At 30.8% G+C, this 23,187-nt stretch carries 21 protein-coding genes and 1 tRNA gene; 1 reads left to right on the top strand and 21 read right to left on the bottom strand.

The features are described from left to right. Window positions 1–190: 190 nt before the first annotated feature. Window positions 191–2,356, bottom strand: coding sequence for a polyphosphate kinase 1 (ppk1, locus tag HMPREF9083_RS06035; protein WP_007556506.1), 2,166 nt, complete (start codon window positions 2,354–2,356; stop codon window positions 191–193). A 2-nt stretch (window positions 2,357–2,358) separates the two neighbouring features. Continuing rightward, window positions 2,359–3,912: a Ppx/GppA phosphatase family protein gene (locus tag HMPREF9083_RS06030; protein WP_007556505.1), complete on the bottom strand. Its 1,554-nt coding sequence runs from the start codon at window positions 3,910–3,912 to the stop codon at window positions 2,359–2,361. A gap of 143 nt (window positions 3,913–4,055) precedes the next feature. Here HMPREF9083_RS06030 and ppx point away from each other — a divergent pair, with 143 nt between their 5' ends. Continuing rightward, window positions 4,056–5,594, top strand: coding sequence for an exopolyphosphatase (ppx, locus tag HMPREF9083_RS06025; RefSeq protein WP_007556504.1), 1,539 nt, complete (start codon window positions 4,056–4,058; stop codon window positions 5,592–5,594). An 82-nt stretch (window positions 5,595–5,676) separates the two neighbouring features. Here ppx and cobC read toward each other — a convergent pair whose 3' ends face one another. The 19 genes from cobC to murG all read right to left on the bottom strand — a co-directional run bounded on the left by cobC (window position 5,677) and on the right by murG (window position 23,184). Beyond that, window positions 5,677–6,297, bottom strand: a complete 621-nt coding sequence (gene cobC / locus HMPREF9083_RS06020; RefSeq protein WP_007556503.1) for an alpha-ribazole phosphatase — start codon at window positions 6,295–6,297, stop codon at window positions 5,677–5,679. A gap of 60 nt (window positions 6,298–6,357) precedes the next feature. Further along, window positions 6,358–7,965, bottom strand: a complete 1,608-nt coding sequence (locus HMPREF9083_RS06015) for a DAK2 domain-containing protein (protein WP_007556501.1) — start codon at window positions 7,963–7,965, stop codon at window positions 6,358–6,360. A gap of 14 nt (window positions 7,966–7,979) precedes the next feature. Next, a complete protein-coding gene (locus HMPREF9083_RS06010; RefSeq protein ID WP_035062757.1) occupies window positions 7,980–8,813 on the bottom strand; it encodes a DegV family protein in 834 nt (277 codons plus the stop codon). Window positions 8,814–9,045: 232 nt separating this feature from the next. Then, window positions 9,046–11,403, bottom strand: a complete 2,358-nt coding sequence (locus tag HMPREF9083_RS06005) for an endonuclease MutS2 (protein WP_256998189.1) — start codon at window positions 11,401–11,403, stop codon at window positions 9,046–9,048. Window positions 11,404–11,510: 107 nt separating this feature from the next. Then, a complete protein-coding gene (gene ndk / locus HMPREF9083_RS06000; protein ID WP_007553839.1) occupies window positions 11,511–11,921 on the bottom strand; it encodes a nucleoside-diphosphate kinase in 411 nt (136 codons plus the stop codon). Window positions 11,922–11,932: 11 nt separating this feature from the next. Further along, window positions 11,933–12,796, bottom strand: a complete 864-nt coding sequence (locus HMPREF9083_RS05995) for a zinc metalloprotease HtpX (protein ID WP_007556498.1) — start codon at window positions 12,794–12,796, stop codon at window positions 11,933–11,935. A 34-nt stretch (window positions 12,797–12,830) separates the two neighbouring features. Further along, window positions 12,831–12,907, bottom strand: a tRNA-Pro gene (locus HMPREF9083_RS05990). A 69-nt stretch (window positions 12,908–12,976) separates the two neighbouring features. Beyond that, on the bottom strand, window positions 12,977–13,423 hold the full coding sequence (locus HMPREF9083_RS05985) for a hypothetical protein (RefSeq protein WP_007553882.1): 447 nt from the start codon (window positions 13,421–13,423) through the stop codon (window positions 12,977–12,979). Further along, window positions 13,423–14,280, bottom strand: a complete 858-nt coding sequence (locus HMPREF9083_RS05980; protein ID WP_007556497.1) for a ChbG/HpnK family deacetylase — start codon at window positions 14,278–14,280, stop codon at window positions 13,423–13,425. The genes HMPREF9083_RS05985 and HMPREF9083_RS05980 overlap by 1 nt, the downstream gene beginning before the upstream one ends. A gap of 23 nt (window positions 14,281–14,303) precedes the next feature. Beyond that, complete coding sequence (locus tag HMPREF9083_RS05975) at window positions 14,304–15,089, bottom strand: TrmH family RNA methyltransferase (protein ID WP_035062756.1); 786 nt, start codon at window positions 15,087–15,089, stop codon at window positions 14,304–14,306. A 1-nt stretch (window position 15,090) separates the two neighbouring features. After that, window positions 15,091–16,083 (bottom strand): glycosyltransferase family 9 protein, encoded by a 993-nt coding sequence (locus tag HMPREF9083_RS05970; protein WP_035062883.1) that lies wholly within the window; start codon window positions 16,081–16,083, stop codon window positions 15,091–15,093. A gap of 8 nt (window positions 16,084–16,091) precedes the next feature. Further along, a complete protein-coding gene (locus HMPREF9083_RS05965) occupies window positions 16,092–16,601 on the bottom strand; it encodes a D-glycero-alpha-D-manno-heptose-1,7-bisphosphate 7-phosphatase (RefSeq protein ID WP_007556494.1) in 510 nt (169 codons plus the stop codon). A 3-nt stretch (window positions 16,602–16,604) separates the two neighbouring features. After that, on the bottom strand, window positions 16,605–17,168 hold the full coding sequence (gene gmhA / locus HMPREF9083_RS05960) for a D-sedoheptulose 7-phosphate isomerase (protein ID WP_007553845.1): 564 nt from the start codon (window positions 17,166–17,168) through the stop codon (window positions 16,605–16,607). Beyond that, window positions 17,165–17,668, bottom strand: coding sequence for a transcriptional regulator NrdR (gene nrdR, locus HMPREF9083_RS05955; protein WP_007556493.1), 504 nt, complete (start codon window positions 17,666–17,668; stop codon window positions 17,165–17,167). The genes gmhA and nrdR overlap by 4 nt, the downstream gene beginning before the upstream one ends. Window positions 17,669–17,723: 55 nt before the next feature. Beyond that, complete coding sequence (gene ftsZ / locus HMPREF9083_RS05950) at window positions 17,724–18,752, bottom strand: cell division protein FtsZ (RefSeq protein WP_007556492.1); 1,029 nt, start codon at window positions 18,750–18,752, stop codon at window positions 17,724–17,726. 121 nt (window positions 18,753–18,873) lie between these two features. Next, complete coding sequence (locus tag HMPREF9083_RS05945; protein ID WP_007556491.1) at window positions 18,874–19,728, bottom strand: cell division protein FtsQ/DivIB; 855 nt, start codon at window positions 19,726–19,728, stop codon at window positions 18,874–18,876. Window positions 19,729–19,740: 12 nt separating this feature from the next. Continuing rightward, window positions 19,741–20,685 (bottom strand): D-alanine--D-alanine ligase family protein, encoded by a 945-nt coding sequence (locus HMPREF9083_RS05940; protein WP_007556490.1) that lies wholly within the window; start codon window positions 20,683–20,685, stop codon window positions 19,741–19,743. After that, window positions 20,678–22,069 (bottom strand): UDP-N-acetylmuramate--L-alanine ligase, encoded by a 1,392-nt coding sequence (gene murC, locus HMPREF9083_RS05935; RefSeq protein WP_007556489.1) that lies wholly within the window; start codon window positions 22,067–22,069, stop codon window positions 20,678–20,680. The genes HMPREF9083_RS05940 and murC overlap by 8 nt, the downstream gene beginning before the upstream one ends. After that, the gene (gene murG, locus HMPREF9083_RS05930) at window positions 22,066–23,184 is read right to left on the bottom strand and encodes an undecaprenyldiphospho-muramoylpentapeptide beta-N-acetylglucosaminyltransferase (protein WP_007556488.1); all 1,119 of its coding nucleotides are present in this window, start codon (window positions 23,182–23,184) and stop codon (window positions 22,066–22,068) included. Before murG ends, murC begins: the two co-directional genes overlap by 4 nt. Window positions 23,185–23,187 lie beyond the last annotated feature (3 nt).

Below are 23,187 nucleotides of genomic sequence, written 5' to 3'. Positions count from 1 at the left end.
GCCTTTTTATTGTTTTTTATTGTTAACTATGTGCACTTCATATAGACTTGTTATTTAATTTTATTTTTAAAATATCATTTTACCCACTATTCATGGGATATAACACTATCAAATAAATTTATCTTAAATTTTTAATAAAAAGGTTTTCACAAAACGAACTTTTTTGCGATGGCATATTTTTATGCCATTTTTAAAACCAATATCTTATAATCGGTTTATACGGTTCAAATTTTTGTCTTAGTGTCATTTTTTGAGAATTTACTCTTTCTTCAGATAATTTTTGAAAATATTTTTGTGCGCTATATTTATTATTTTCACTAATATTTTTTGACCAACTTCCATCAGAATTCATCGTATAAGATTTTTGGTTATCTTTAAGTTCAGATAAAATCATATCCTTGATTCTTAATTTTATTTCAAAATCTTCTATAGGAACCATCAATTCAACACGATCATTCAAATTTCTTGGCATCATATCTGCACTACCAATATAAACCTCCTCATTTCCTCCATTCCCGAATATAAATACTCTGCTATGTTCCAAAAAACGTCCTACTATACTACGTACTTTAATATTTTCACTGACATTTTTTATTCCCGGAATAAGTACACATATTCCCCTTACTATAAGCTGAATTTTAACTCCGGCACATGATGCTTCATATAATTTCATTATTATATCTTTATCTAAAAGAGAATTCATTTTAGCTATAATAGATGCACTCTCTCCGTTTTTTGCAAATTCAATTTCTCTATCAATCATAGCTACACAACGTTGCCTTAAATTAATAGGTGAAACTATAAAAGAATTCCATTCTGGAGGATCTGAATATCCTGATAATAAATTGAAAAAAGCAGATGCATCAATCCCAAATCTGTCGTTACATGTCAATATTCCTAAATCTGTATACAATTTTGCAGTTTTTGCGTTGTAATTCCCTGTTGCTACATGCACATATCTACGAATTCCGTCCTTCTCTCTACGTATTACCATTGTGCATTTTGAGTGAGTTTTAAGGCCCACAAGCCCATAAATAACATGTGCACCTGCCTTTTCAAGTCTTCGTGCCATTATAATGTTATTTGCTTCATCAAAACGTGCTTTCACTTCCATTAATACCGTTACTTGTTTACCGTTTTGTACCGCTCTTTCAAGTGCTTGTATAATTGCACTTGAAGAACTTACCCTATACAAAGTTTGTTTTATAGCCAAAACATTTTCATCATTTGCAGCTTCAGAAACAAAACGAACTACGGAATCTTCAAATGATTCATATGGCAAATGAATCAGTAAATCTTTTTTCCTTATAATTTCAAAAATACTTTTTTTATCATACGAATCTACCTTTAAAATACTCCATGGAGTATGCGGATAAGCTTGAGTATATCTTAACTTGTCATATCCTTTAATATTATAAAAATCAAAAAACATCGTTATATCAATCGGTCCATTGATTTCATACATATCTTCATCTCTCAATTTAGTTTCTTGACTCATAAATCTACGCATAAATCTGCTTGTTCCGGATTGATATTCAAGTCTTACAGCCTGTCCTCTTTGCCTTTTCTTCAGCTGTCGTTCAACTTCTATGACAAGATCTCTTGCATCCTCTTCATCAATATTAAGATCGGCATCACGAGTAATTCTAAAGCATCCCGACTCCAACATGTCATACCCTATAAAAAAACGTGATGCAAAATAACAAATTACATCTTCCAATAATATAAAATAATGTTTACCTGAATCTGAAAAATCACTTGGAATTGCTATTATTCTCGGTAATACTGCAGGAACCGGAACTATAGCAGTTTTTACATCTATGTTATTTTCTTCATCACAATTTAAATCTTGTTCGTTTTTTTCAAGAAGCATTGCAACATTTAAGCTTTTAGATGCCAAAAAAGGAAAAGGATGGGACGAATCAACTGCCAAAGGAGTTACTACCGGAAAAATTTCTCTTTCAAAATACTTATTAAGCCATTGTTTTTGTTTATTTGTCAGTTTATCCGGTTCAGTAAAAATTATTCCTTCAGATTCCAATGATTTTACAATATTTTTTAAATAAATATATTGTTGTTCAACAAGCTTGTGACATTCTTTAGAAATCTCACAAAGTTGTTCTTCGGCTGTCATATTTGCAATATCACGTTTTTTAAAATTACTTTCTTTTTGATGCTTTAATCCTGCCACACGAATCATAAAAAACTCATCTAAATTCGAACTTGTAATTGCTAAAAACTTCAATTTTTCAAGCAACGGATTATTAGGATCCGTTGATTCATTTAACACTCTTTTATTAAATTGTAACCACGAAAGTTCACGATTCAGTAAATAAGAAAAATAATTTGAATCCATTTTTATCTCCTTTCCAATCTTGCTTCTATACCGAATATATTTTGAAAAAACTCTTTTTCTTTTTCAAATATCCACTCTTCTAAAGAAGTATTTTGATAACTGTCATAATTAATTACCAATTTATCCGAATCAATTTTTACCGTCATATTCTTTAATTTTTGCTTTCTTGATATATCCATAGCTAAAATCATACGAAAAATTGCAATTAATTTAAGTGCAGTCATTTTAGCAGAATCTGTCAACAATGCAAACGGAGTTTCTTTTTCATGTGGAAAAACTCCCTGAGCATAATAAACAATACATGCTACTATATCTTTTTCCTTTTCAGAAATTCCGAAAACATCCGTACTTCTTATTAAATTCCAACCTTGTTTATATGAATCTAAAAGATTAACAAATTTACCTATTTGATACAAAATTATTGACATTCTAAGCAAAAACTCATCACGATTAGTTAATCCATTTTTCTTTTTCAATTCATTTAAAATAGTAAAACAAAAACTTTCCATTATTTTTGCATGCTCATGTTCATAAAAATAACAACTTGCAATCGAGCGGGTCAATTCTAAATTTTGAGTTCTCATATTCGATAATACGGAATCATTTGTTTTTTCAGCACCATAAAACATCGCTACCGCTTCAATGAATGTTGTTCCCATAATCAAAATTTTATCGGTTTTTATGTTTTCCAATATTTCCTTATACAAATATATTGTAGGCAAAACACCATACTTCCAAAAAATTCCATATTTTGAAATATTTTTTGATTTATTAAAAACAAAATGGTTCAATTTGGTATATGATTTATAAAAATCTGAAGATTTAAAAGAAACCATATTATCTACATTCATTTTCAGCTCTAAAAATTCCGTCATAATACGCGATTCACTTCCTGAAAAAACTACATATTCAGGATTATATTGAAGTACAAATTTCCATAATGGCGTCATTATAGCGTGTATATACTCTTCAATAGCAATTGAAAAATCTTGAGAATCTCTTTGATTTACACTGAACGTTTCCAGCAATCTTAACGTTCCTATATGAATATTATGTTGATACCTTAAAACTCCATTTTCCCAAACCGTAAGTCCTATACAACCTGAAGTGATATCTATAAACAAAAAATTAAAATTAGGTGAATATAGTTTTTTAGAATTGGAAACTCTTAATATATGCTGCAATGCAAAATGCTTAAAATAAATCTCTTGCGGCATATCCAGAACTTGCACTCTAAATCCTGTATGAACACGAATTAAATCTATTATTGCTCTTTTATTTTCAGCTTCTCTAAGCAACGATGTTGCATAAACTGAATATACTTTTACTTGGTAATCCGATAACAATTGCTTTAATCCTTTAAGCATTTTACATAATTCAAGTATAGAATCAAAAGACAATTTTCCATTATGAAATACCTCTTCTCCAAAAGTAATATGTTTTTTTACTTCTTCAATTACATTTATATTATCTATATTTTTATATTCAACTATTCTCAATGATAAATTGGATGAACCTATATGTATAATTCCGTAAAACAATGCCTTTTTTTCCATCTTCAACACCTCACTTGTGTTTAATAACTACATTTTAGCATAATTAATTTAATTATAAGCATAAAAATTACTATGATTTATTAATACATTTGTTGTACAATGAAGAAAATTGAATTAAATAGTATATGACTTGAGGAGTGTATATGAAACGTATTGCTATCATTGATTTAGGATCAAACTCCATTCGATTTCTCATAAAAGAGATAAATGCCGATTCGACTTTCAAATTGATTTTCAAGGATAAGAAAAGCATTCGTTTGGCGGAAGGAATGGGGAAAAAATTAATTTTGACTGAAGCTGCTATAAAAAAAGCTGTAAATTGTTTAAAAGTATATTCGAATTTTATTGGAATTTATAATGTCGATAAAATTTTCGCTATAGCCACCGCAGCGGTACGAAACGCATCAAATAAAAAATATTTTTTAGAACGTGTAAAAAAAGAAACCGGAATAAAGCTTAATGTAATAGACGGTAAAAAAGAAGCATATTTAGGATTTTCAGGTGTAATTCATACAATAAATAAAACTGATTTTCTGATGTTTGATCTCGGTGGTGCAAGCATTGAAATATCCCTTATTAAAAATAAAAAAATAATCAATTCTATAAGTTTACCGTTGGGCGCAGTAAATCTTACTGAAAAATTCAATTTAAAAAAAGAAATTTCATCAAAAAAAATTGAATCGCTAAAAAAATATATTCAAAATCAAATCAAGTCAATTAAATGGTTGCCAAAAGAAGAAATTCCTCTAATAGGTATTGGGGGAACTGTGCGAAGTTTAGCTAAAATACATCAAAGGCAAATTAATTATCCATTTAAAAAATTACATAATTATACTCTCCCTTCAAGTTCAATTTCAAAAACATTTGAAATTATTTATTCTCAAGCATCTCAAAAAAGAAAAAACATTCCGGGACTTTCTGAAGACAGATCAGATATTATACTTGCAGGAGCTATTGTTATAAATGAGCTATTAAATTCACTTTCATCGAAAACACTTACAATCTCAATTTCTGGATTACGCGAAGGTATATTTTTCAACTATTACCACAGTTTAAATTTTCATAAAAAATATAATTCTGATTCCATGCTGATAAATTCAGTTTTAAATTATAAAAAAATGCTCATTGATAATAATGTTAATAGTTCAAATAATATAACTGAGATTGCACTTTTGTTATTTGATAAGCTAAAAGATATACATAAACTTACGCAAAATGCACGTTTATTACTACGTTGTGCAAGTATTTTGCATAATATAGGTTTAAAAGTAAATTATTTTGAAAGTGAAAAACATACCGCTTATATAATATTAAATGCTTCTATTTTTGGTTGGAGCCATAAAGATCAAATAAAAACTGCATTTATAGCTTCATTTCATAACGGTTTCTCAAATAAAATAATAAAAAATTCCTCTTATATTACACTATTAAATAATAAAGAAATAAGAGAAATAAAAATTCTTTCGTTTATTTTGCATATTTCAGAAATATTGAATTTCTGTAAAAATATTTCCCCTAAAAACATACATATTAGTGAAACTGAAAAAAATGTAATTTTATACATAGGTATAAATACAAAAGATATTCATATTATCGATTACTACACTCAATCAATACTACATTATTTCTGTAAATTATTCAGCAAGAAATTATTAATTAAGCATTATAACATTAACAAATGAATATATTATTTTTAAAAATGGACTCTACAACATCAGATACGATATGTTATAAAGTCCATTTTTTATTTTATTGTTTTTGTTCTTATTCTTTAACTTTACTCAGATGATCCGTATAATTTAAAAAAATCAATATACTTCTATTTTTATCACGATATTCTATACATGAAATATTTGCATTTTTTTGAGATAAATTCCATGCCTTATTTAAAGGAATTCCTAATAAATTGCAAAATATAATTCTCAGTGTCACCCCATGACTTACTATTAAATAATTTTTATCCCCTTCATTTTCAAGTAAATTATTTAAAAAATTTTTTGTTCGCATTTGTACCTGTAAAAATGTTTCTCCATTAGGAATATTAACCTTATCAGGGCTATAATACATTTCTTTTAATCTTCCAGGCCATTTAGTTTCTATACAATCAAAAGACAACCCTTCCCAATCTCCAAAATTCATTTCTTTAAGTCTTTCATCTTTTATTATTCCAATATTTTGCTTTTCAGCTATTTTGGATGCAGTTTCAAATGCTCTCTTTAAGGGACTTGAATAAATTTTATCGAACTTAAATTTTTTGATATATTCAGCTGTCAAATCAGCCTGGATTTTCCCAATATTATTTAAACTTACATCTGCAGATCCTTGAAATTTACCGATTTTATTCCATTCGGTTTCTCCATGTCTTACAAAATACAATCTGATCATAAATCCCCCATATATTAAATATAGTAAAAACCGTCATGATTACTCATAACGGTTTTATTATTATTCTACTGATACCATTAAAGGATACAACGGCTGTCCCCCATATTGCATTTCAAAGGTTAAATCTTTGTGTTCGGATTCTACATTTTCAATTAATTTCAAACATTCATTTTCCGTAATATCATTTCCGTAATATACAGTAACAATTTCAGAATCTTCATTTACCAAATTCTTTAAAAGAACGGAAAAACATTTTTCTAAAGATTTTTCAGCAATAACTTTCATCCCTTTAGACATTCCCAAAAAATCATCTTTATGAATTTTTGTATCTCCGATTACACTATCTCTTACTGCTGTTGTAATCATACCTGTTTTTACTTCCGTCATAGCTTCATTCATAGCTTTTTCGTTTTCTTCTACCGAAGCTTTCGGATTGAATGCCATTGCAGCAACAAGACCTTCCATAACATTCACTGAAGGTATTGTCGTTACTGTATCTCCAAGCATTTTACGCAACTGCTTTGCAGCAAGAATAATATTTTTATTGTTCGGCAAAATCAAATATTTTTCATATTCACCGTTTTTTACGCCATTCATCAATTCTTGCACAGATGGATTCATTGTTTGTCCGCCGGAAACTATATCACAACCTAATTGCCCGAATATTTCATTCCATCCGTCTCCTGTAACTATGGAAAGCATTCCAAGAGGCTTTTTAGTTATTCTTTTTTCCTTTGCACTTTTTCTATTATATTGATCAACCATATTATCGCACTTTATGTCATGCAGTGTGCCCCAATCTGAAGCCATATCTATAACTATTCCCGGACGTTGTGCGTGAATATGTATTTTAACCAAATTGTCTCCTGAAGCTACAATCATAGATTCACCCCAGGCATACAATTTCTTTCTTACTTCTTCTGCAGAAACTTTACATGGACTTATTATAAACTCCGTACAATATGGATATTCTATGGAAAATGATTCTCCATGTGTTTCTAATCTGCTTATTACAGGTTTTACATTCATTTCTACGTCTACATCTTGTACTTTACCTGTTAATCCGTTTAAACATCCCATCAAAAAGAATATTAAACCCTGGCCACCTGCATCAACTACATTTGCATCTTTTAACACTTTAAGTTGTTCAGGAGTTTTGGCTAAAGCTTCATTTCCATAAACTATTGATGCTTCAAGAATTTTACTGAAATCAGTTTCAACACGATATATATCGCGAGTACCTTTAGCTATACCTCTTGCAACCGATAAAATTGTCCCTTCAACCGGTCGGGTAACCGCACGATATGCATATAAAATACCATACTGAAAAGCTTTACTCATCTGTCCGCAAGTTGCTGTCTTCTTTCCGCGCAACCCCCTGCTCAATCCATGTATTATCTGTGATAAAATAACACCTGAATTTCCACGAGCACCCATTATCGCCCCTATAGATGCTTTTTCGGCAATAATTCCTATCGGTTCATCCGTATCTACATCGCTAATCATGCTATACATAGACTTCAGCGTATTAAGCATATTACTTCCGGTATCTCCATCCGGTACCGGAAATACATTTAACGCATTTATAATTTCATATTTCTTTTCAAATAACTGATATGCTCCCACAAGCATATTTTTAAAACATACCGAATCAATAGTTGTATACATAAAATCTCCTCTTATTAATTGGCTTTTTCAAAAATAATACCAACCAGTCCGGGTCCCAAATAACAGGTTAATACCGGAGTTCCTGTAGAAACCGTTATATCGATATCCGGATATTCTTTACTTAATCTATCACGAAGAGCATTTGCAACATCTAAATTTTTAATATGCACAACACCGATTCGTTTACAAGGCGACTGTTCATGTAAATAATTTACTACAGCTTCAATTCCTTTTTTCTGTGTTCTTACTTTTGCCAATGCATCAACTTCATCTTCATCAGTCAAATATATTACCGGTCTTATTTTTAATATACTTCCTATTAAACCGGCAGCTTTACCTACACGTCCGCCTCTACGCAAATATTCTATAGATTCCATAGTAAAAGTTGTGCGTATTCTACTTGCACCGTCTTGCAATCCTTCAACAACTTTTTCAAAGGGCAATCCTTGTTCAACCATTTCAAGTCCGTCCCTAAGTAAATGAATCATACCTATTGCCGTACTCCTGGAATTTATTACGGCTATTTTTTTGCGACCTGATTGACGTGCCGCCAAAACTGCGCCGTTATAAGTTCCACTTACTGCAACCGTTAACGCAATAATTATTATTTCATCATCTTGCGGTATCGATTCAAACAATTTCATATAATCACCGGTACTTGGTTGACTTGTTTGAATAGCCTTCTTTTCACGTTCAGAGTATTCTATTACATCATCAATCGTAAATTCCGATTCATCTCTATATTCACCGTCAACAAACATGTACAACGGCAATTTGTGAATCTGAGGATATTTATCCAAAATATCTTTCGATATTCCAGAAGTACTGTCCAAAATAAAATGAATCATTAAAAAACATCCTTCCATTAACTCTATTTTTAATTAGATATGTAGTTATATTCATTATCCAATTGTATTCATTCTTTTAATCATATTCAGAAATCATTTATCATTATACAATACTATTATTAAAACAGCAAAAACATAAATATATTTTAATTTTGTAAATAAATATGAAATTAAAACGATTTATGTACTGTTATTTATAAATTTATATTTTTATGTAGCATTAATATCCTGATTAAAAATATACCTCAGTTACCCCCGCTCCTCCAAATCTTGCGTCAGCCAAATGAAATTCTTTTATAAAATTCAATGTTTTCAAATGTTCATGAATTCCTCGTCTTAAACTTCCTGTACCTTTTCCATGTATTATTTGTACAGGTGAAACTCCTGCCATAAAACATTGATTTAAAAATTTATCTACTAACGGTACAGCTTCATCTACAGTTTTACCGATTACATTTATATTTGTTGAAACAGATTGCACGGAAAATTCAGACTTAATCGGATTATAAATTTTATTTATCACTTTTTTCTCCGTTTTTATATTATGTGATCTAAAACAATGACGAAAATCTACTGTAACAGTAATATTTCCACAAATAACTGTAATTTTTTTCCCGGAAATAGAATTTACGACTCCATCTTGATTCAACGTGTCAATATAAACATTGTCTCCCTTTTTTATATCCTTTAACTCCAGAGAGTCTCTAAAATTTAAACTATCTGGAATATTTATACCGTCAATACGATTTCGTATACTTGTTACATCTTTATTTACAGTTTCTTTTTCTATTTTTGCTGCTTTTTTCTTCAAATCTTTTATAATATTTTCAGCTTCAACACGTACGCTGCGTTTCATATTTTCCGCTTCAACACGTGCTTTTTCCAATATATCGGCCTTCTTTTTATAAAAATTTTCTACTTCATTTTGTAAATTTAATTTTAATTTATCGGCTTCATCTATTGAGTTTTTTAAATCTTTACGCTCTTTTTCAACACTTCGTATTTCACAGTTAAGACGTTCCATTATTTTTTCTACATTATATAATGAAGATTTTTCTTTTAATTCAAGTGCTCTTTCTAAAATAAATTCAGGAATTCCAAATCTTTTACATATATTGAAAGCATTACTGTTACCTGCTACACCCAGTATCAAATTATATGTAGGCATTAATGTTTTTTCATCAAATTCTACAAAAGCATTCAATATTCCTTCTTTTTCGTATGCCAACTTTTTCATTTCACTGAAATGTGATGTAATAATAGATACTATACCTTTATCCGACAAATATTCCGTTACAGACTGTGCCAAAGCTGCACCTTCAACAGGATCTGTTCCGGATCCCAATTCATCCAATAAAATAAGGTCTTTTTTACTTGCTTTATGTAAGAATGACGACAATTGAGTAATATATGCAGAAAACGTAGATAAATTATTCTGTATACTTTGTTCATCACCTATAATTGCATAAATATTTTTAAATACCGGTAAAACTGACCCTTCATCTGCCGGAATAAAAAGTCCACATTGATTCATCATACAAAATAATCCTGCAGTTTTCATCGCAATAGTTTTACCGCCGGCATTTGCACCTGTTATTATCATTATTTTATAATTTTTACCTATTTCAAAAGATATAGGCACAACTTTATCTTTTAAAATCAAAGGATGTTTGGCATTTATTAATTTTATTTCAGTTCCATCTGAAAGAGCTGCTCGTTTTGCTTTCATAGACAGAGCCAAATTTCCTCGTGCAAATATAAATTCCAATAAGGTTGCTTTATCACAATTATTTTTTATAATATCTGCACTCTCACGTATAGAGTTTGTAACTGATTCCAAAATAAGTTTAATTTCCTTTTTTTCAGCCACTTCAAGTTCTGTTAAATCATTATTTAAATGCACTGAAAAAAGAGGTTCCATAAATAAAGTCTGTCCTGTTGAAGAACTGTCGTGAACAATTCCATCAAATTTATATTTAAATGATTCTTTCACAGGTATGACATATCTTCCGTTTCTTTGCGTTATAATTCTATCTTGAAAAAAAGTTTCGTATTTTGAATCTTGTAAAATTCTTTGAAACTCTCTTCTTATTCTATTTTTAATTATTTCTTTTTCTTTATAAATTTGCGCAAGTTTCGAAGATGCTTTTTTATTGATTTCACCGGATTCAGTAAAAACTTTTTTCATATCCTCAACCAACTCATTAAGCGGAACAATTTCATTTGAAATTACTTGTAAATAAGGATATTTTAAATTCCTTTCACCTATAAAATAATTATACATTTTATTATAAGTTTCTATTGAAGATAATACATCTATACATTCTTCAGGAATCAAACAAATTCTTTTTTTCGCTTTTTCCAATATAAACGAAATATTATGAGTTTCGCCAATAGGTGTAGAGGTTTCTTCAGTAATACATATACAAGCATTTTCCGTTTCATTCAATAATTTTTCAACTTTTAAATAATCGGTTTCAGGTACAATATTTTCCGCCATTTTTTTAGATAACATTGACGGTGCTTTTTCTTGTAATATTTTCCTTATATCATTAAAATCAAGTGCATCATAGATGGATTTACGTATCATATATTCCTCAAAACTTATCGTCATTAAATTACATAAAAATAAAAGAGGACATCCGCCCTCTTTTATCATACAATCACTTTAAATTTATTGTCAATTACCAATTAAAATTATTGAAGTTCAGGGAACCAAAGTTTTACTTCTCTATTGGCTGTTTCTACTGCATCCGATGCATGAACAACGTTTTCATCAATAGATGTTGCAAAATCACCGCGAATAGAACCCGGAACTGCTTGTAAGGGATTTGTAGCTCCATTAATTTGACGAACTGCAGCAACTGCATTTTCTCCGCTTATAACCATTGCTAACACTTTGCCGGATGTGATAAATGAAATCAAAGCATTAAAGAAACCTTTACCTTCATGTTCTGCATAATGTTTCTTTGCCAATTCTACCGGAACATCAATCATTTTAATTGCTTCGATATTCAATCCTTTTCTTTCAAATCGAGAAATAATTTCTCCGCAAATATGCTTTCTTACACCATCCGGTTTTACTAATACCAATGTTTTTTCAGACATAATTATCCTCCTTAAATTAATCGCATTTCTCTTGCAATTTTATATAATTTCTCTACACGTGCCTCGGTTGAAGGATGTGTAGAAAATAATCTTGCCATATCTCTTACTCCCGACAAAGGATTTATAATAAATAAACTTGCCATAGCCGGAGTAGACTGTGAAATAACTCTTCTATGTGCATAATCATCTAATTTCTGCAATGCACTGGCCAATGCCAACGGTTTCTTGCAAATTTTTGCTCCGCTTTCATCTGCCAAAAATTCTCTTGATCTTGACAAAGTCATCTGAAGTATCATTGCTGCAATCGGAGCAATAACAGATGCAACAAGTAATGATATTGCATTCCCACCGTTATCTCTTTCCCTATTACTTCCACCGAAAATTACCGACCACTTTGCAATATTTGCAAGATAGCCTATTGCAGTTGCAATGGAAGCTGCAAGTGTCATCACCAAAGTATCTCTATTTTTTATATGAGATAACTCATGAGACAACACGCCTTCCATTTCATCTTTGTCAAGCAATTGCAATATTCCTTCAGTAACGGCGATTGCCGCATTTTCGGGATTTCTTCCTGTTGCAAATGCATTTGGCACCGAAGTGGGTATAATATAAATTCTCGGCATAGGAAGCTGCGCTTTTATAGACACTTGTCTTACCAATTCAAATAACTCCGGAACTTCACTCTCCGACAAAGCTTTAGCATTATAACTGTACAATGCAATTTTATCACAATTCCAGTAAACTATAAAATTAATACCGAGAGAAATCAGGAACATAACCAGAGCTCCGTCTTGCCCTCCTAAAATATTCCCGAAAAAAATCAATATAACACTTAACAATACAAGGAGCATTACAGATTTCAAAGTATTCAAATAATAACCTCCTTATAAAATATATTAAAAAAAATGGTCGGAACGACATGAGTTGAACATGCGACCTCTACCACCCCAAGGTAGCGCTCTACCAAACTGAGCTACGTCCCGACAATTACTACATTGAATAGCATACACATTTCATCTTTTTTTGTCAAGTTCAGCATATATTTTTAAATATTAAATCTCTTGATTTATTATTTCTACGGACTTAACGCCTTTCATATGTCCTAATGAATTAACAAAAGATGCCAATAAAGTGTCATCAAATTCTGTCCTGAATACTACCACAGTTACACAATATTTACCGACGGGAATATTCCTATTTATTGAAACAATCGCATTCTCTTTTACTATTCTTTTAATAATTTTATTAAAAACTGATATTTCATCGGATAACATCAATTCCAATACGCATAGTCTTGTATTAGGAACTTCTGATGCCGGTGCAACATGATCTTTATACTTATAATATGCACTTCTGCTTATACCTACTTTATTTACAGCTTCATGAATAGTTGATGTTAATCCTTCTTTCAACATTTCTTTTACGTTTATCGTTTTCTTTATAGATTCCGGTAAAATTTCAAAATCAACCAAGTAAAACTTCTGCTTAGATTTTTTCATTACTTACTCCCTACATCCTTATATGAAATCAATTCTATGTGATTATTTTTTATTTTTTCTTTTACCTTATTTGATAATAAAGCATATAATTCGCGTTCCCCATGATAACCCCATTTAAATTCTTCTTCCATTGCACATTCATCTGAACTTGGATGAGTCATAAACTCATTTACACCTTCCTCTAATGAGTCAATAGCCTCCAACATATGCTCTTCGGAAAAATGCCCGCCATAAATCATTCCCCAAAACCAATCATTCGACTTCAAATTATTTTTTATTAAATATTTTCTATTATTTTTAGATAATACAGACAATCCGATTTTTGCCATTCCTCGGATTATATTTTTTAATTTCACTCCGAAAAAATAATTTTCATCCGGTACACGTATACAAGGAATATTATATTTTTTTGCCAATTCAATTGTTATCGGGAAAAAACTTTTCCACATATGCATATGTTGATGTCCGTCTAAATGCGTAACTTCAATACCTTCGTTTATAATTTTTAAAATTTGGGAATCCCATTCTTCATAAACTTCCTGATAGTTTATCAAACCTCTTAAATCTCTTTTTATTAAATCTAAATAGCTATGACAAAAAACACCATGTTCCCATGTTAAACTCGGAACCTCATGAGGTGAACAAACAGACTTTATATCACCTACCAAAGTCAAATGAACACCTACACCCAATCTATTCATTTTCCTTATTTTAGTTACTGCATCAGTATATGCATTTCCACCCGCTATTAAAGATGTACTTGTTAAAATACCATCAAAAAATGCTTGTTCAACTGCCTCATTTACAGAATAATGAATTCCCAAATCGTCAGCATTTACTATAAGCTTTTTAGTCATTTAAATCTCCTGTCAATACACTTTTATGAATAATAAAATAAAATAACTGCAGTAGCTATAGATACATTAAGTGATTCTACGTTCGATTTAAGAGGAATATAAATCTTTTTATCTGAAATATTTAATATTTTTTGACTAATGCCATTACCTTCATTCCCAAATATAAACATGCAGCAACCCGATAAAGAAATTTGCGTATACGGCTCTGCATCTTGTAATGATGTTCCTACAAAAAATATATTTGTTTCATTTTTCCATTTAATCAATTCATCAATCGATACATCTGTTACTACAGGAATTCTGAATATACTTCCCATTGAACTTCTTATGGCTTTTTCTGAATAAGGATCTGCACAACCTTTACTTAAAATAACGGCATCCATTCCTGTTGCCGCCGCAGTTCTTATAATAGTTCCTACATTTCCGGGATCTTGAACTTCATCTAAAAAAACATATCTTTCATTATTTTTATACTTCAATGTACCTAAATTAATACATCTCTTTTTTACTATTGCAACAATACCTTGTGTATGTTTTGTCCCCGACAATTTATTCATAACTTTTTCACTTACAAATAAAATTTTCCATTTTAATAAATTTCCATTTTTTATTAAATTTTGTATTCTTTCCTTTTCTGTTACATTTTCAGATATAAAACATACAACTTCCGAGTATTTAAGTTTAACTGCCTCTTCTACCAGTCGAATTCCTTCCATAATGAATAAATTATTTTTATCTCTATATTTTTTTAATCGCAATTGTGAAACCGTTTTTATCCATTTATTATTAAGACTGGTAATAATTTCCATACTATCTCCTTTTATGGTTAAATAAATCAATTATTTCGTTATATACTCTTTTTACAGTTATAGTACTCATATCAGCATTTTTATTTCCTGAATTTTCAGCACATATTACCCTACTGTACGGATTATTATACGGTCCGCTTTTTTGTGAAAAGGTAGGCCCGAATAATGCAACTAGAGGTTTTTTCAATGCATTTGCTATATGCAAAGGTCCTGTATCTACTGATACATGCACTGCCGATAAATTTTCTATAGCAATTAAATCCAATAAACTTGTTTTTCCTACAATATTTAACACTTGATTATTTTTAAAAGATGAACTTATTTCTTCTATCATTCGTTGTTCTTGTAACATTCCCGTTATTACTACCGGAATATTTTGTTCCACCAATTTTTCAACAAGTAATTTCCAATTTTTCACAGGCCACATTTTACTTGCACCGCGAGTACCTGGAACAACAAGTACATATTTTCCCTTTATTCCGTTTTCTTCCAACTTCAATTTTATAGAATTCTCTTGTAATTTAAAATCAGGTAAAGGAAATTCTATTTTTCCATCTTTACCACCTAAATATCTTACAACATCTAAAAGCTGCTCGATAATATGCCCGTTATTATTAGGTCCGCTTATAGGTTTTGAAAAAAATTTACTTAATTCTGTATTTTTATTTTTTCCAATTTTAACTTTCCCGTCAGATAAATAAGCTATAACTGAACTTTTAAATAGCATTTGCAAATCTATTACCAAATCAAACTTGCGAGACTTCAAATCGTTATGTACTTTACGAAGATAAGACAAATTTGTCATTTTATTTCTATGTACAACATATTTTTCATTTATCCACGGTTTTCCCGGCAACACATCAATATAAGGATCATGCACTGCCCAAGTAATGTGAGCATCGGGATATGTATGTCTTAGCATATATAAAAATGGCAAAGAATGTACAATATCTCCTAAAGAACTCATCTTGATAACTAAAATTTTTATAGGCATTTCAACACTCATTTATTTTCAAATTCCAAACATTTATTTACAAATTTATCCAAATATTTTTCATTAAACAAATAGCCGCGAATTCCGGCATTTTTTGCTGCTTGTAAATCTCTAATACTGTCTCCAATTAAAAAAGATTTTTCCTTATCTATAGAATACTCTTCCATTGCTTTTAATATCATTCCCGGATTAGGCTTTCTTAATGAAGAATCTTTATCATATTTTTTTATTTTTGCACCTTTTAAATATGGACAATAATAAAATTTTGTAATAATACCGCCAACTTTATTTATTTCAGCATGCATATATTCATGCAATTTTTGTACATCTTTTTCTGTAAAATAACCCCTTGCTATCCCACTTTGATTTGTAACCACAAAAACAGACCACCCCTTTTGATTTAAATCGGCAATGGCCTTTTTTGCTCCGGGTATCCAAATTAATTCATCTATAAATCCCACGTAGCCCGTATCTTTATTTATTACACCGTCTCTATCCAAAAAAACTGCTTTTTTCACTTTTTACCATTCAAACTCATCAATAATTTCACAAATAATATGAGCACATAATATATGCATTTCTTGTATTCTCGCCGTTATATCGGAAGGAATTACTAAAGAAATATCAGAAATATTTTCTAAAATTTTTCCATTTTTGCCTGTAAAAGCTACAGTTTTAATTCCGTTTTTATTCGCCGTATTTATAGCATTAATTACACTTTTGCTTTGACCGCTCGTAGATATACCTATTAATACATCACCAGAATTACCTATAGATTCAACCTGCCTGGAAAAAACACAATTATATTCATAGTCATTACTTATAGCTGTCAATATAGAAGTATCTGTAGTAAGTGCAACAGCGGGCAAACTTTTTCTGTTTTTTGAATATCTTGCAACAAATTCTGCAGCTATGTGTTGTGAATCTGCAGCACTTCCACCATTTCCACATACTAAAATCTTATTTCCGGATTCAAATGCATTTTTACATAAATTTGCAATTTTTTCAATTTGAGGATATAAAATTTCAGATTTTTTTAATACATTTTCATGACTATTAAAAGCATTTTCAATAATTGAAATCATAATTTTTTATTTTCCTTAACTTCTTTATCTAAACCATTTTCATTGGATTCTTTACGCATAAGCATTCTCAACTCACTCATAAAACTTTCCAAATCTTTAAACTCTCTATAAACTGAGGCAAATCTGACATATGAAACTTGATCGAGTTCTTTCAACTCTTCCATAATCCAATTGCCTATAGTTTCTGTATATATTTCTTGTTTTAATGCATTGTAGACTTTAATTTCAATTTTCTCTACAACTTGTTCTATTTGCTCAGTTGATATATTACGTTTTTCACAAGCACGTATCAATCCGTTACGTATCTTATTTTTATCAAAAAGTTCTCTTGTTCCGTCTTTTTTTATAACACGTACCGGTGTACTTTCTATTGATTCATATGTAGTAAAACGCTTTTTACAAGTTAAACATTGTCTCCTACGTCTTATAGAAGTACCGTCATCCGTATCTCTGGAATCTGTAACTTTGGTATCTTTATTTTTACAAAATGGACATTTCATAATAAACTCTTTTCGTAAAAAAAGAGTCGCACAACAACCGGTGCGACTCTTTACATTATTTCTTAAGAAATTCCGGAACTGCTATAGATGTATTATTCACACTACTTCTAAAACTATTTGTCCCTACAGTCCCACGATTTTTCTTTGATTCAAATCCGGTTGCAATAACGGTTATTTTTACCGTATCGTCTCCCAAATTCGGATCTACTGAAGTACCCCAAATAATGTTTGCATCCGGATCTGCAGCTTCCGTAATAATTTGAGATGCTTCATTTATCTCAAACAATCCCAAATCTTCATTACCTGTAATACTTATAATAATTCCTTTAGCTCCATCTATACTGCGTTCAAGTAAAGGACTGTTGATAGCCATAGTTGCAGCATCACTTGCACGATTGTCACCGGTACCTACACCGATTCCCATAAGCGCTTCACCTTGGTCACTCATAATTGTGCGAACGTCAGCAAAATCCAAATTTATTATTCCCGGAACTGTAATCAAATCGGAAATTCCCTGTATACCTTGTCTTAATACGTCATCTGCGGTTTTAAATGCATCTTTTACCGATGTCTTTTTATCAATAACGCCTAACAACTTATCATTAGGTACAATTAAAATTGCATCTACACTTTCTTTTAACTTTTCAATTCCTTCTATAGCGTTTCTCATGCGAACTTTACCTTCAATGGTAAATGGCTTTGTTACAACTGCAACGGTCAAAGCACCTAATTCTCTGGCACATTGTGCAACTACAGGAGCAGCTCCTGTACCTGTTCCTCCACCCATTCCTGCTGTAACGAATACCATGTCCGCGCCGGATAAAGAGCGCACTAAATCATCTCTTGATTCTTCAGCTGCTTGTTCACCTATTTCCGGTTTAGCACCTGCGCCCAAGCCTTTCGTTACCTTTTCACCTATCTGAATTTTCTCGCCTGCATTAGATTTATCCAGAACTTGAATTTCTGTATTTACGGCAATGAAATCAACACCTTGAACCTCAGCTTCAATCATACGATTTACAGCGTTATTTCCACCGCCACCAACACCGATAACTTTAATTTTTGCAATTCCCGAACCTTCCATGTCTGCTCCTCCTTATATATTAGCGGATTATATCTATAAAAGTCATATTTTCTTCAATGTATTTAATATCTTTTATTTTACAATACTTTATTGCAATTCGCCACTAATTACAAATTTAAAATTATTTTTTTAATTTTATGAACGGTGAAGAAGTATTTGCATCAATATATTCTACAGACAATTGACGTGAACTTATATCTCCAACCATATTTTCCGCCAATTTTGCCTGATTTGCAATATTTTTACCGTTACCCAATTTTACAGCTATACCGCTTCGTGTATAAGCGATTATATTATCTTTATTTCCTATGTTGATTTCTGAAAATAATTTTACACCGTCTTCACTTAAACTATTTATAAATTTCAACGCAAGAAGTACATCTGATTCGGAAACGGTATCTCCTAAAAGAAGATTTCCCCATTTTTTCCCGGTTATCATCGGATAATTTGCTTTTTTTAATGAAGTTTCGGTTTCTATAACTAATCCTGTTTTATCCAATATAGCATAGCAAAACTCGCCTTGAACTATCACCAAAGGTTTTCTCTCTTTAACTTTTATATTTATAGTAAAAGGAAATTGTCTGCTTACATCTACCTCTTCTATACGAATATCATTTAACAATCTTTTTTCTACATTAGATGTTCTTATTTGGAAAATATTTATAGGTTTTTTTATTTCAGCCTCAAAAAAAATATCTTCTGTTTTTATAATATCATTTCCTGTAACTGTCAAAATTCCAAAAGGTATCGGCAAAAAAAGCAATGAAACTACAATAATTATTATGAAAATTATTAAATAAAACAATACTTTAAATTTTTTATTTTTTTTATGCTTCTTTCGTTTTTTTAGAACTTTACGAATCTTTTTATCGTCAAAATTCTTGTCGTTTAAATCTTTATTATCATTTTCACTGACATTTACATGTTCGTTACGTATTTTTTTTTGGAAATTTTCAAAATCATTATATTCATGCATTTTTTACTCTCTTTACACTTTATTCAGTCCTGCTCCTTCTAATATCATTTCACACAATTTAGCAAAACTTATACCTATATTTGCTGCAGATTTAGGAACCAAACTTGTTTCTGTCATTCCAGGAATTGAATTTGCTTCCAATACATAAGGAACTCCATTATGATCGGTTCTCATATCAAATCTGACTACACCTTCACATTCAGCAACATGATATCCTTTTTCCGCCATTAATTGCATTTCACTTTTCAGTTCTTCTGAAATTGGTGCCGGTACTAAATAATCAGTTGCACCCTTTGTGTATTTTGAATGAAAATCATATTGACCTGAATGTGGGCAAATTTGAATCACCGGCATAGCTTTCCCATTCATTACCGGAACCGTAAATTCTTCACCATCTAAATATTCTTCTACCAAAATACGTGATTCAACTTTAAATACACGACATATTGCATCTTTTAAATCATTTGATTCTTTTACAATTTCTATACCTATAGTGGAACCTTCACATGCAGGTTTTAAAACTACAGGCATATTAAAATTTTTCAAGATTTGATTATTGACAAAATCAATTCCCTCTTTTTCTTTAAAAGACATAGATTTTGCCATTCTTATACCTTGTTCTTTAAAAATATGTGCAGTAAAAATCTTATCCATTGTAATTGCACTTGAACTTACACCTGATCCTGTATAAGGAATTCCAGCCAATTCAAGTAATCCTTGAATCGTTCCGTCTTCACCATATTTACCATGTAATGCCAAAAAAACTATTTCCGTATTAAGTTCTTGTAATTGCTTAAGTACGCATTCAGGATGATACTCCAAACCCACAACGGAATATCCTAATCCCGATAACGCATTAACTATAGCTTTACCTGTCTTTCTTGAAATTTCGGCTTCATCTGACGGACCGCCCATCAGTACAGTAATTTTAGTATTTTTAGTATTTTTATTAATCATTATCTCTTTCCTTTATTGACATAATCAAATCTTCACCTACACGATAAATATTACCTGCACCCATAGTAATAATCATATCATCTTTTTGCATTTCATTTTTTATTGCTTCCGGAAGATCTTCCATATTTTTAATATATGTAATTGTTTTTGTTGGATGTTTCTCTTTTATTAAATCAACCAACATTTTACCGCTTATCCCGTTAATAGGCTTCTCTCCAGCAGAATAAATGTCCGTAATAAATATTATATCCGCATTATCAAAAGCATTTGCAAATTCGTACTTCAATAAATTCGTTCTTGAATATCTATGTGGCTGAAATGCACAAATTACACGATGCTTTCCACATTCTTTCGCTGCTTTCAATGTAGACATAATTTCTGTCGGATGATGCGCATAGTCATCAACTATTTTTACCTCACCCGAGTATTTAATTTGAAACCTACGTTTAACTCCATTAAATTCCATTAATGATTTTACTATGGTTTTAAAATCTATACCGCAAATTAAACCTGTAACTAAAGCTGCTAAAGCATTTCTGACATTATGTGTTCCCGGAATCATCAAACTTACAGTTCCCAAAAAACTTTCTTTATGATATACATCAAACATCATATAAGAATCAATATATCTTTTATTAATAGCTTTATATTCAGCATTATCAGAAGTTCCATAAGTTATATAAGAATTTTCATCCAACTTGGGTAAAATACTTTTTACGCCTTCATTGTCAATACATAATATTGTATTTCCATTAATTTTATCTGTTTGATTAATAAATTTTATAAATGCATTTTTTATATTTTCTACTGTCAAATAGTGATCTAAGTGATCGTCTTCTATATTAGTTATAACAGATATAAACGGATTAAATTTTAAAAATGATCCGTCACTTTCATCCGCTTCTGCTATTACAAATTCACCATTTCCAAAAATTGAATTTCCATTTAAATAATCTACTTTCCCACCCAGAACAACTGTCGGATGTTTTTCAGCATCACAAAAAACTTTTCCTATCATTGCCGATGTTGTAGATTTTCCATGTGCTCCTGCAACACAAATACTTTTACCTCCGCAAAGAATCGCTGCTAATAAATCAGATCTGTGAAATACCGGTATTTTATGTTTTTTGGCCTCCAAAACTTCTGAATTATTTTTTGAAATAGCTGTCGATACTATAAGAACATCAGCATTTTTAATATTTTGGGGATTATGCCCTACAAATATTTCCACTCCCAATTTTCTTAAATTTTCAAGTTCTGAAGAATATACATTATCAGATCCTGATATCATATATCCTTTATCTATCATTATTTTAGCCAATGCTCTCATTCCGACTCCACCGATTCCTACAAAGTGAAATCTTTTATAATTATTTAAATTCATCTTTTTCCCCACTTCGACAATTCAAACACCAATTTGGCAATCTCTTGTCCTGCATTTATTTTTTGCACTTTCTTGGTAGCCTCAGACATATATCGCAATATATCCGGATTGGCAATTAAATCTTCTATATCTTGAATTAATTCTTTCCCTGTAAGATGCTTATCTACAATCATTTTCGATGCCCCGGCAGCAACAAACACTCTGGCATTATATGTTTGATGATCTTCAGACGCATATGGATACGGTATCAATATTGATGGCAATTCTTTTGCAGCCAGTTCTGCCAATCCTATAGCACCAGCTCTATAAATTACCAAATCTGAAGCTGCCAAAGCCGTAGGCATATCATGCTGGTATCCTACAATAATACTGCTTTTACCGTATTTTTTTTCACCACCGGAATTTAATGCATTCATAACATTTTCATACTCTTTATCACCTGTAACATGGTATAAACAAAGATTTTCAGTATTTTTAAAATGATTATGAACTTCGATCATTGCATTATTTATAGCTCTGGCTCCTCTGCTTCCTCCTGCAATCAATACCATAAACGCATTTTTATCAATATTTAACTTTTGTCTCGATTCTTCTCTCTTGGCATCTATAATTTCTCTTCTCACAGGATTCCCTGTATAAATACATTTTTCCGGATACTTAAATCTGAACTTTGCATCCTCATATCCAAGAGCTATTTTATCAACAAATCTGCTCAAAATTTTATTTGTTATACCAGGTATTACATTTTGCTCTTGTATTAATGTCGGTATCCCTGAAAGTGCCGCCGCAAGTAAAACAGGTCCGCATACATATCCGCCTGTTCCGACAACCACATCAGGTTTAAAACTTTTTATTAATTTTTTAGCTTTCCAAACGCTACCGAATGTTTTGAATACAGTTTTAAAATTTTCAAATGATAAATTACGTTTCAAACCGGAAGATGAAATACCGAAAAAATCGAAACCTTCTTGTGGAATGATTTTTGCTTCCATTCCTAAAGGTGTTCCGACAAACAATATTTCTGCTTCTACAATTTGCAAAATTTCTCTGGCAATTGTTATACCGGGATAAATATGACCGCCTGTCCCGCCTCCGGATATAATTATTTTTTTCATTCA

The sequence above is a fragment of the Dialister micraerophilus DSM 19965 genome, assembly GCF_000194985.1.
Classification (GTDB): domain Bacteria; phylum Bacillota; class Negativicutes; order Veillonellales; family Dialisteraceae; genus Dialister; species Dialister micraerophilus.
This window is presented reverse-complemented; position numbering and strand designations above follow the sequence as displayed.

Bases quoted from the DNA above. Each gene is read 5' to 3' on its own strand.
- ppk1 (WP_007556506.1), bottom strand. From the start codon at position 2,356: ATGGATTCAAATTATTTTTCTTATTTACTGAATCGTGAACTTTCGTGG.
- HMPREF9083_RS06030 (WP_007556505.1), bottom strand. From the start codon at position 3,912: ATGGAAAAAAAGGCATTGTTTTACGGAATTATACATATAGGTTCATCC.
- ppx (WP_007556504.1), top strand. From the start codon at position 4,056: ATGAAACGTATTGCTATCATTGATTTAGGATCAAACTCCATTCGATTT.
- cobC (WP_007556503.1), bottom strand. From the start codon at position 6,297: ATGATCAGATTGTATTTTGTAAGACATGGAGAAACCGAATGGAATAAA.
- HMPREF9083_RS06015 (WP_007556501.1), bottom strand. From the start codon at position 7,965: ATGTATACAACTATTGATTCGGTATGTTTTAAAAATATGCTTGTGGGA.
- HMPREF9083_RS06010 (WP_035062757.1), bottom strand. From the start codon at position 8,813: ATGATTCATTTTATTTTGGACAGTACTTCTGGAATATCGAAAGATATT.
- HMPREF9083_RS06005 (WP_256998189.1), bottom strand. From the start codon at position 11,403: ATGATACGTAAATCCATCTATGATGCACTTGATTTTAATGATATAAGG.
- ndk (WP_007553839.1), bottom strand. From the start codon at position 11,921: ATGTCTGAAAAAACATTGGTATTAGTAAAACCGGATGGTGTAAGAAAG.
- HMPREF9083_RS05985 (WP_007553882.1), bottom strand. From the start codon at position 13,423: ATGAAAAAATCTAAGCAGAAGTTTTACTTGGTTGATTTTGAAATTTTA.
- HMPREF9083_RS05980 (WP_007556497.1), bottom strand. From the start codon at position 14,280: ATGACTAAAAAGCTTATAGTAAATGCTGACGATTTGGGAATTCATTAT.
- HMPREF9083_RS05975 (WP_035062756.1), bottom strand. From the start codon at position 15,089: ATGGAAATTATTACCAGTCTTAATAATAAATGGATAAAAACGGTTTCA.
- HMPREF9083_RS05970 (WP_035062883.1), bottom strand. From the start codon at position 16,083: ATGCCTATAAAAATTTTAGTTATCAAGATGAGTTCTTTAGGAGATATT.
- gmhA (WP_007553845.1), bottom strand. From the start codon at position 17,168: ATGATTTCAATTATTGAAAATGCTTTTAATAGTCATGAAAATGTATTA.
- nrdR (WP_007556493.1), bottom strand. From the start codon at position 17,668: ATGAAATGTCCATTTTGTAAAAATAAAGATACCAAAGTTACAGATTCC.
- ftsZ (WP_007556492.1), bottom strand. From the start codon at position 18,752: ATGGAAGGTTCGGGAATTGCAAAAATTAAAGTTATCGGTGTTGGTGGC.
- HMPREF9083_RS05945 (WP_007556491.1), bottom strand. From the start codon at position 19,728: ATGCATGAATATAATGATTTTGAAAATTTCCAAAAAAAAATACGTAAC.
- HMPREF9083_RS05940 (WP_007556490.1), bottom strand. From the start codon at position 20,685: ATGATTAATAAAAATACTAAAAATACTAAAATTACTGTACTGATGGGC.
- murC (WP_007556489.1), bottom strand. From the start codon at position 22,069: ATGAATTTAAATAATTATAAAAGATTTCACTTTGTAGGAATCGGTGGA.
- murG (WP_007556488.1), bottom strand. From the start codon at position 23,184: ATGAAAAAAATAATTATATCCGGAGGCGGGACAGGCGGTCATATTTAT.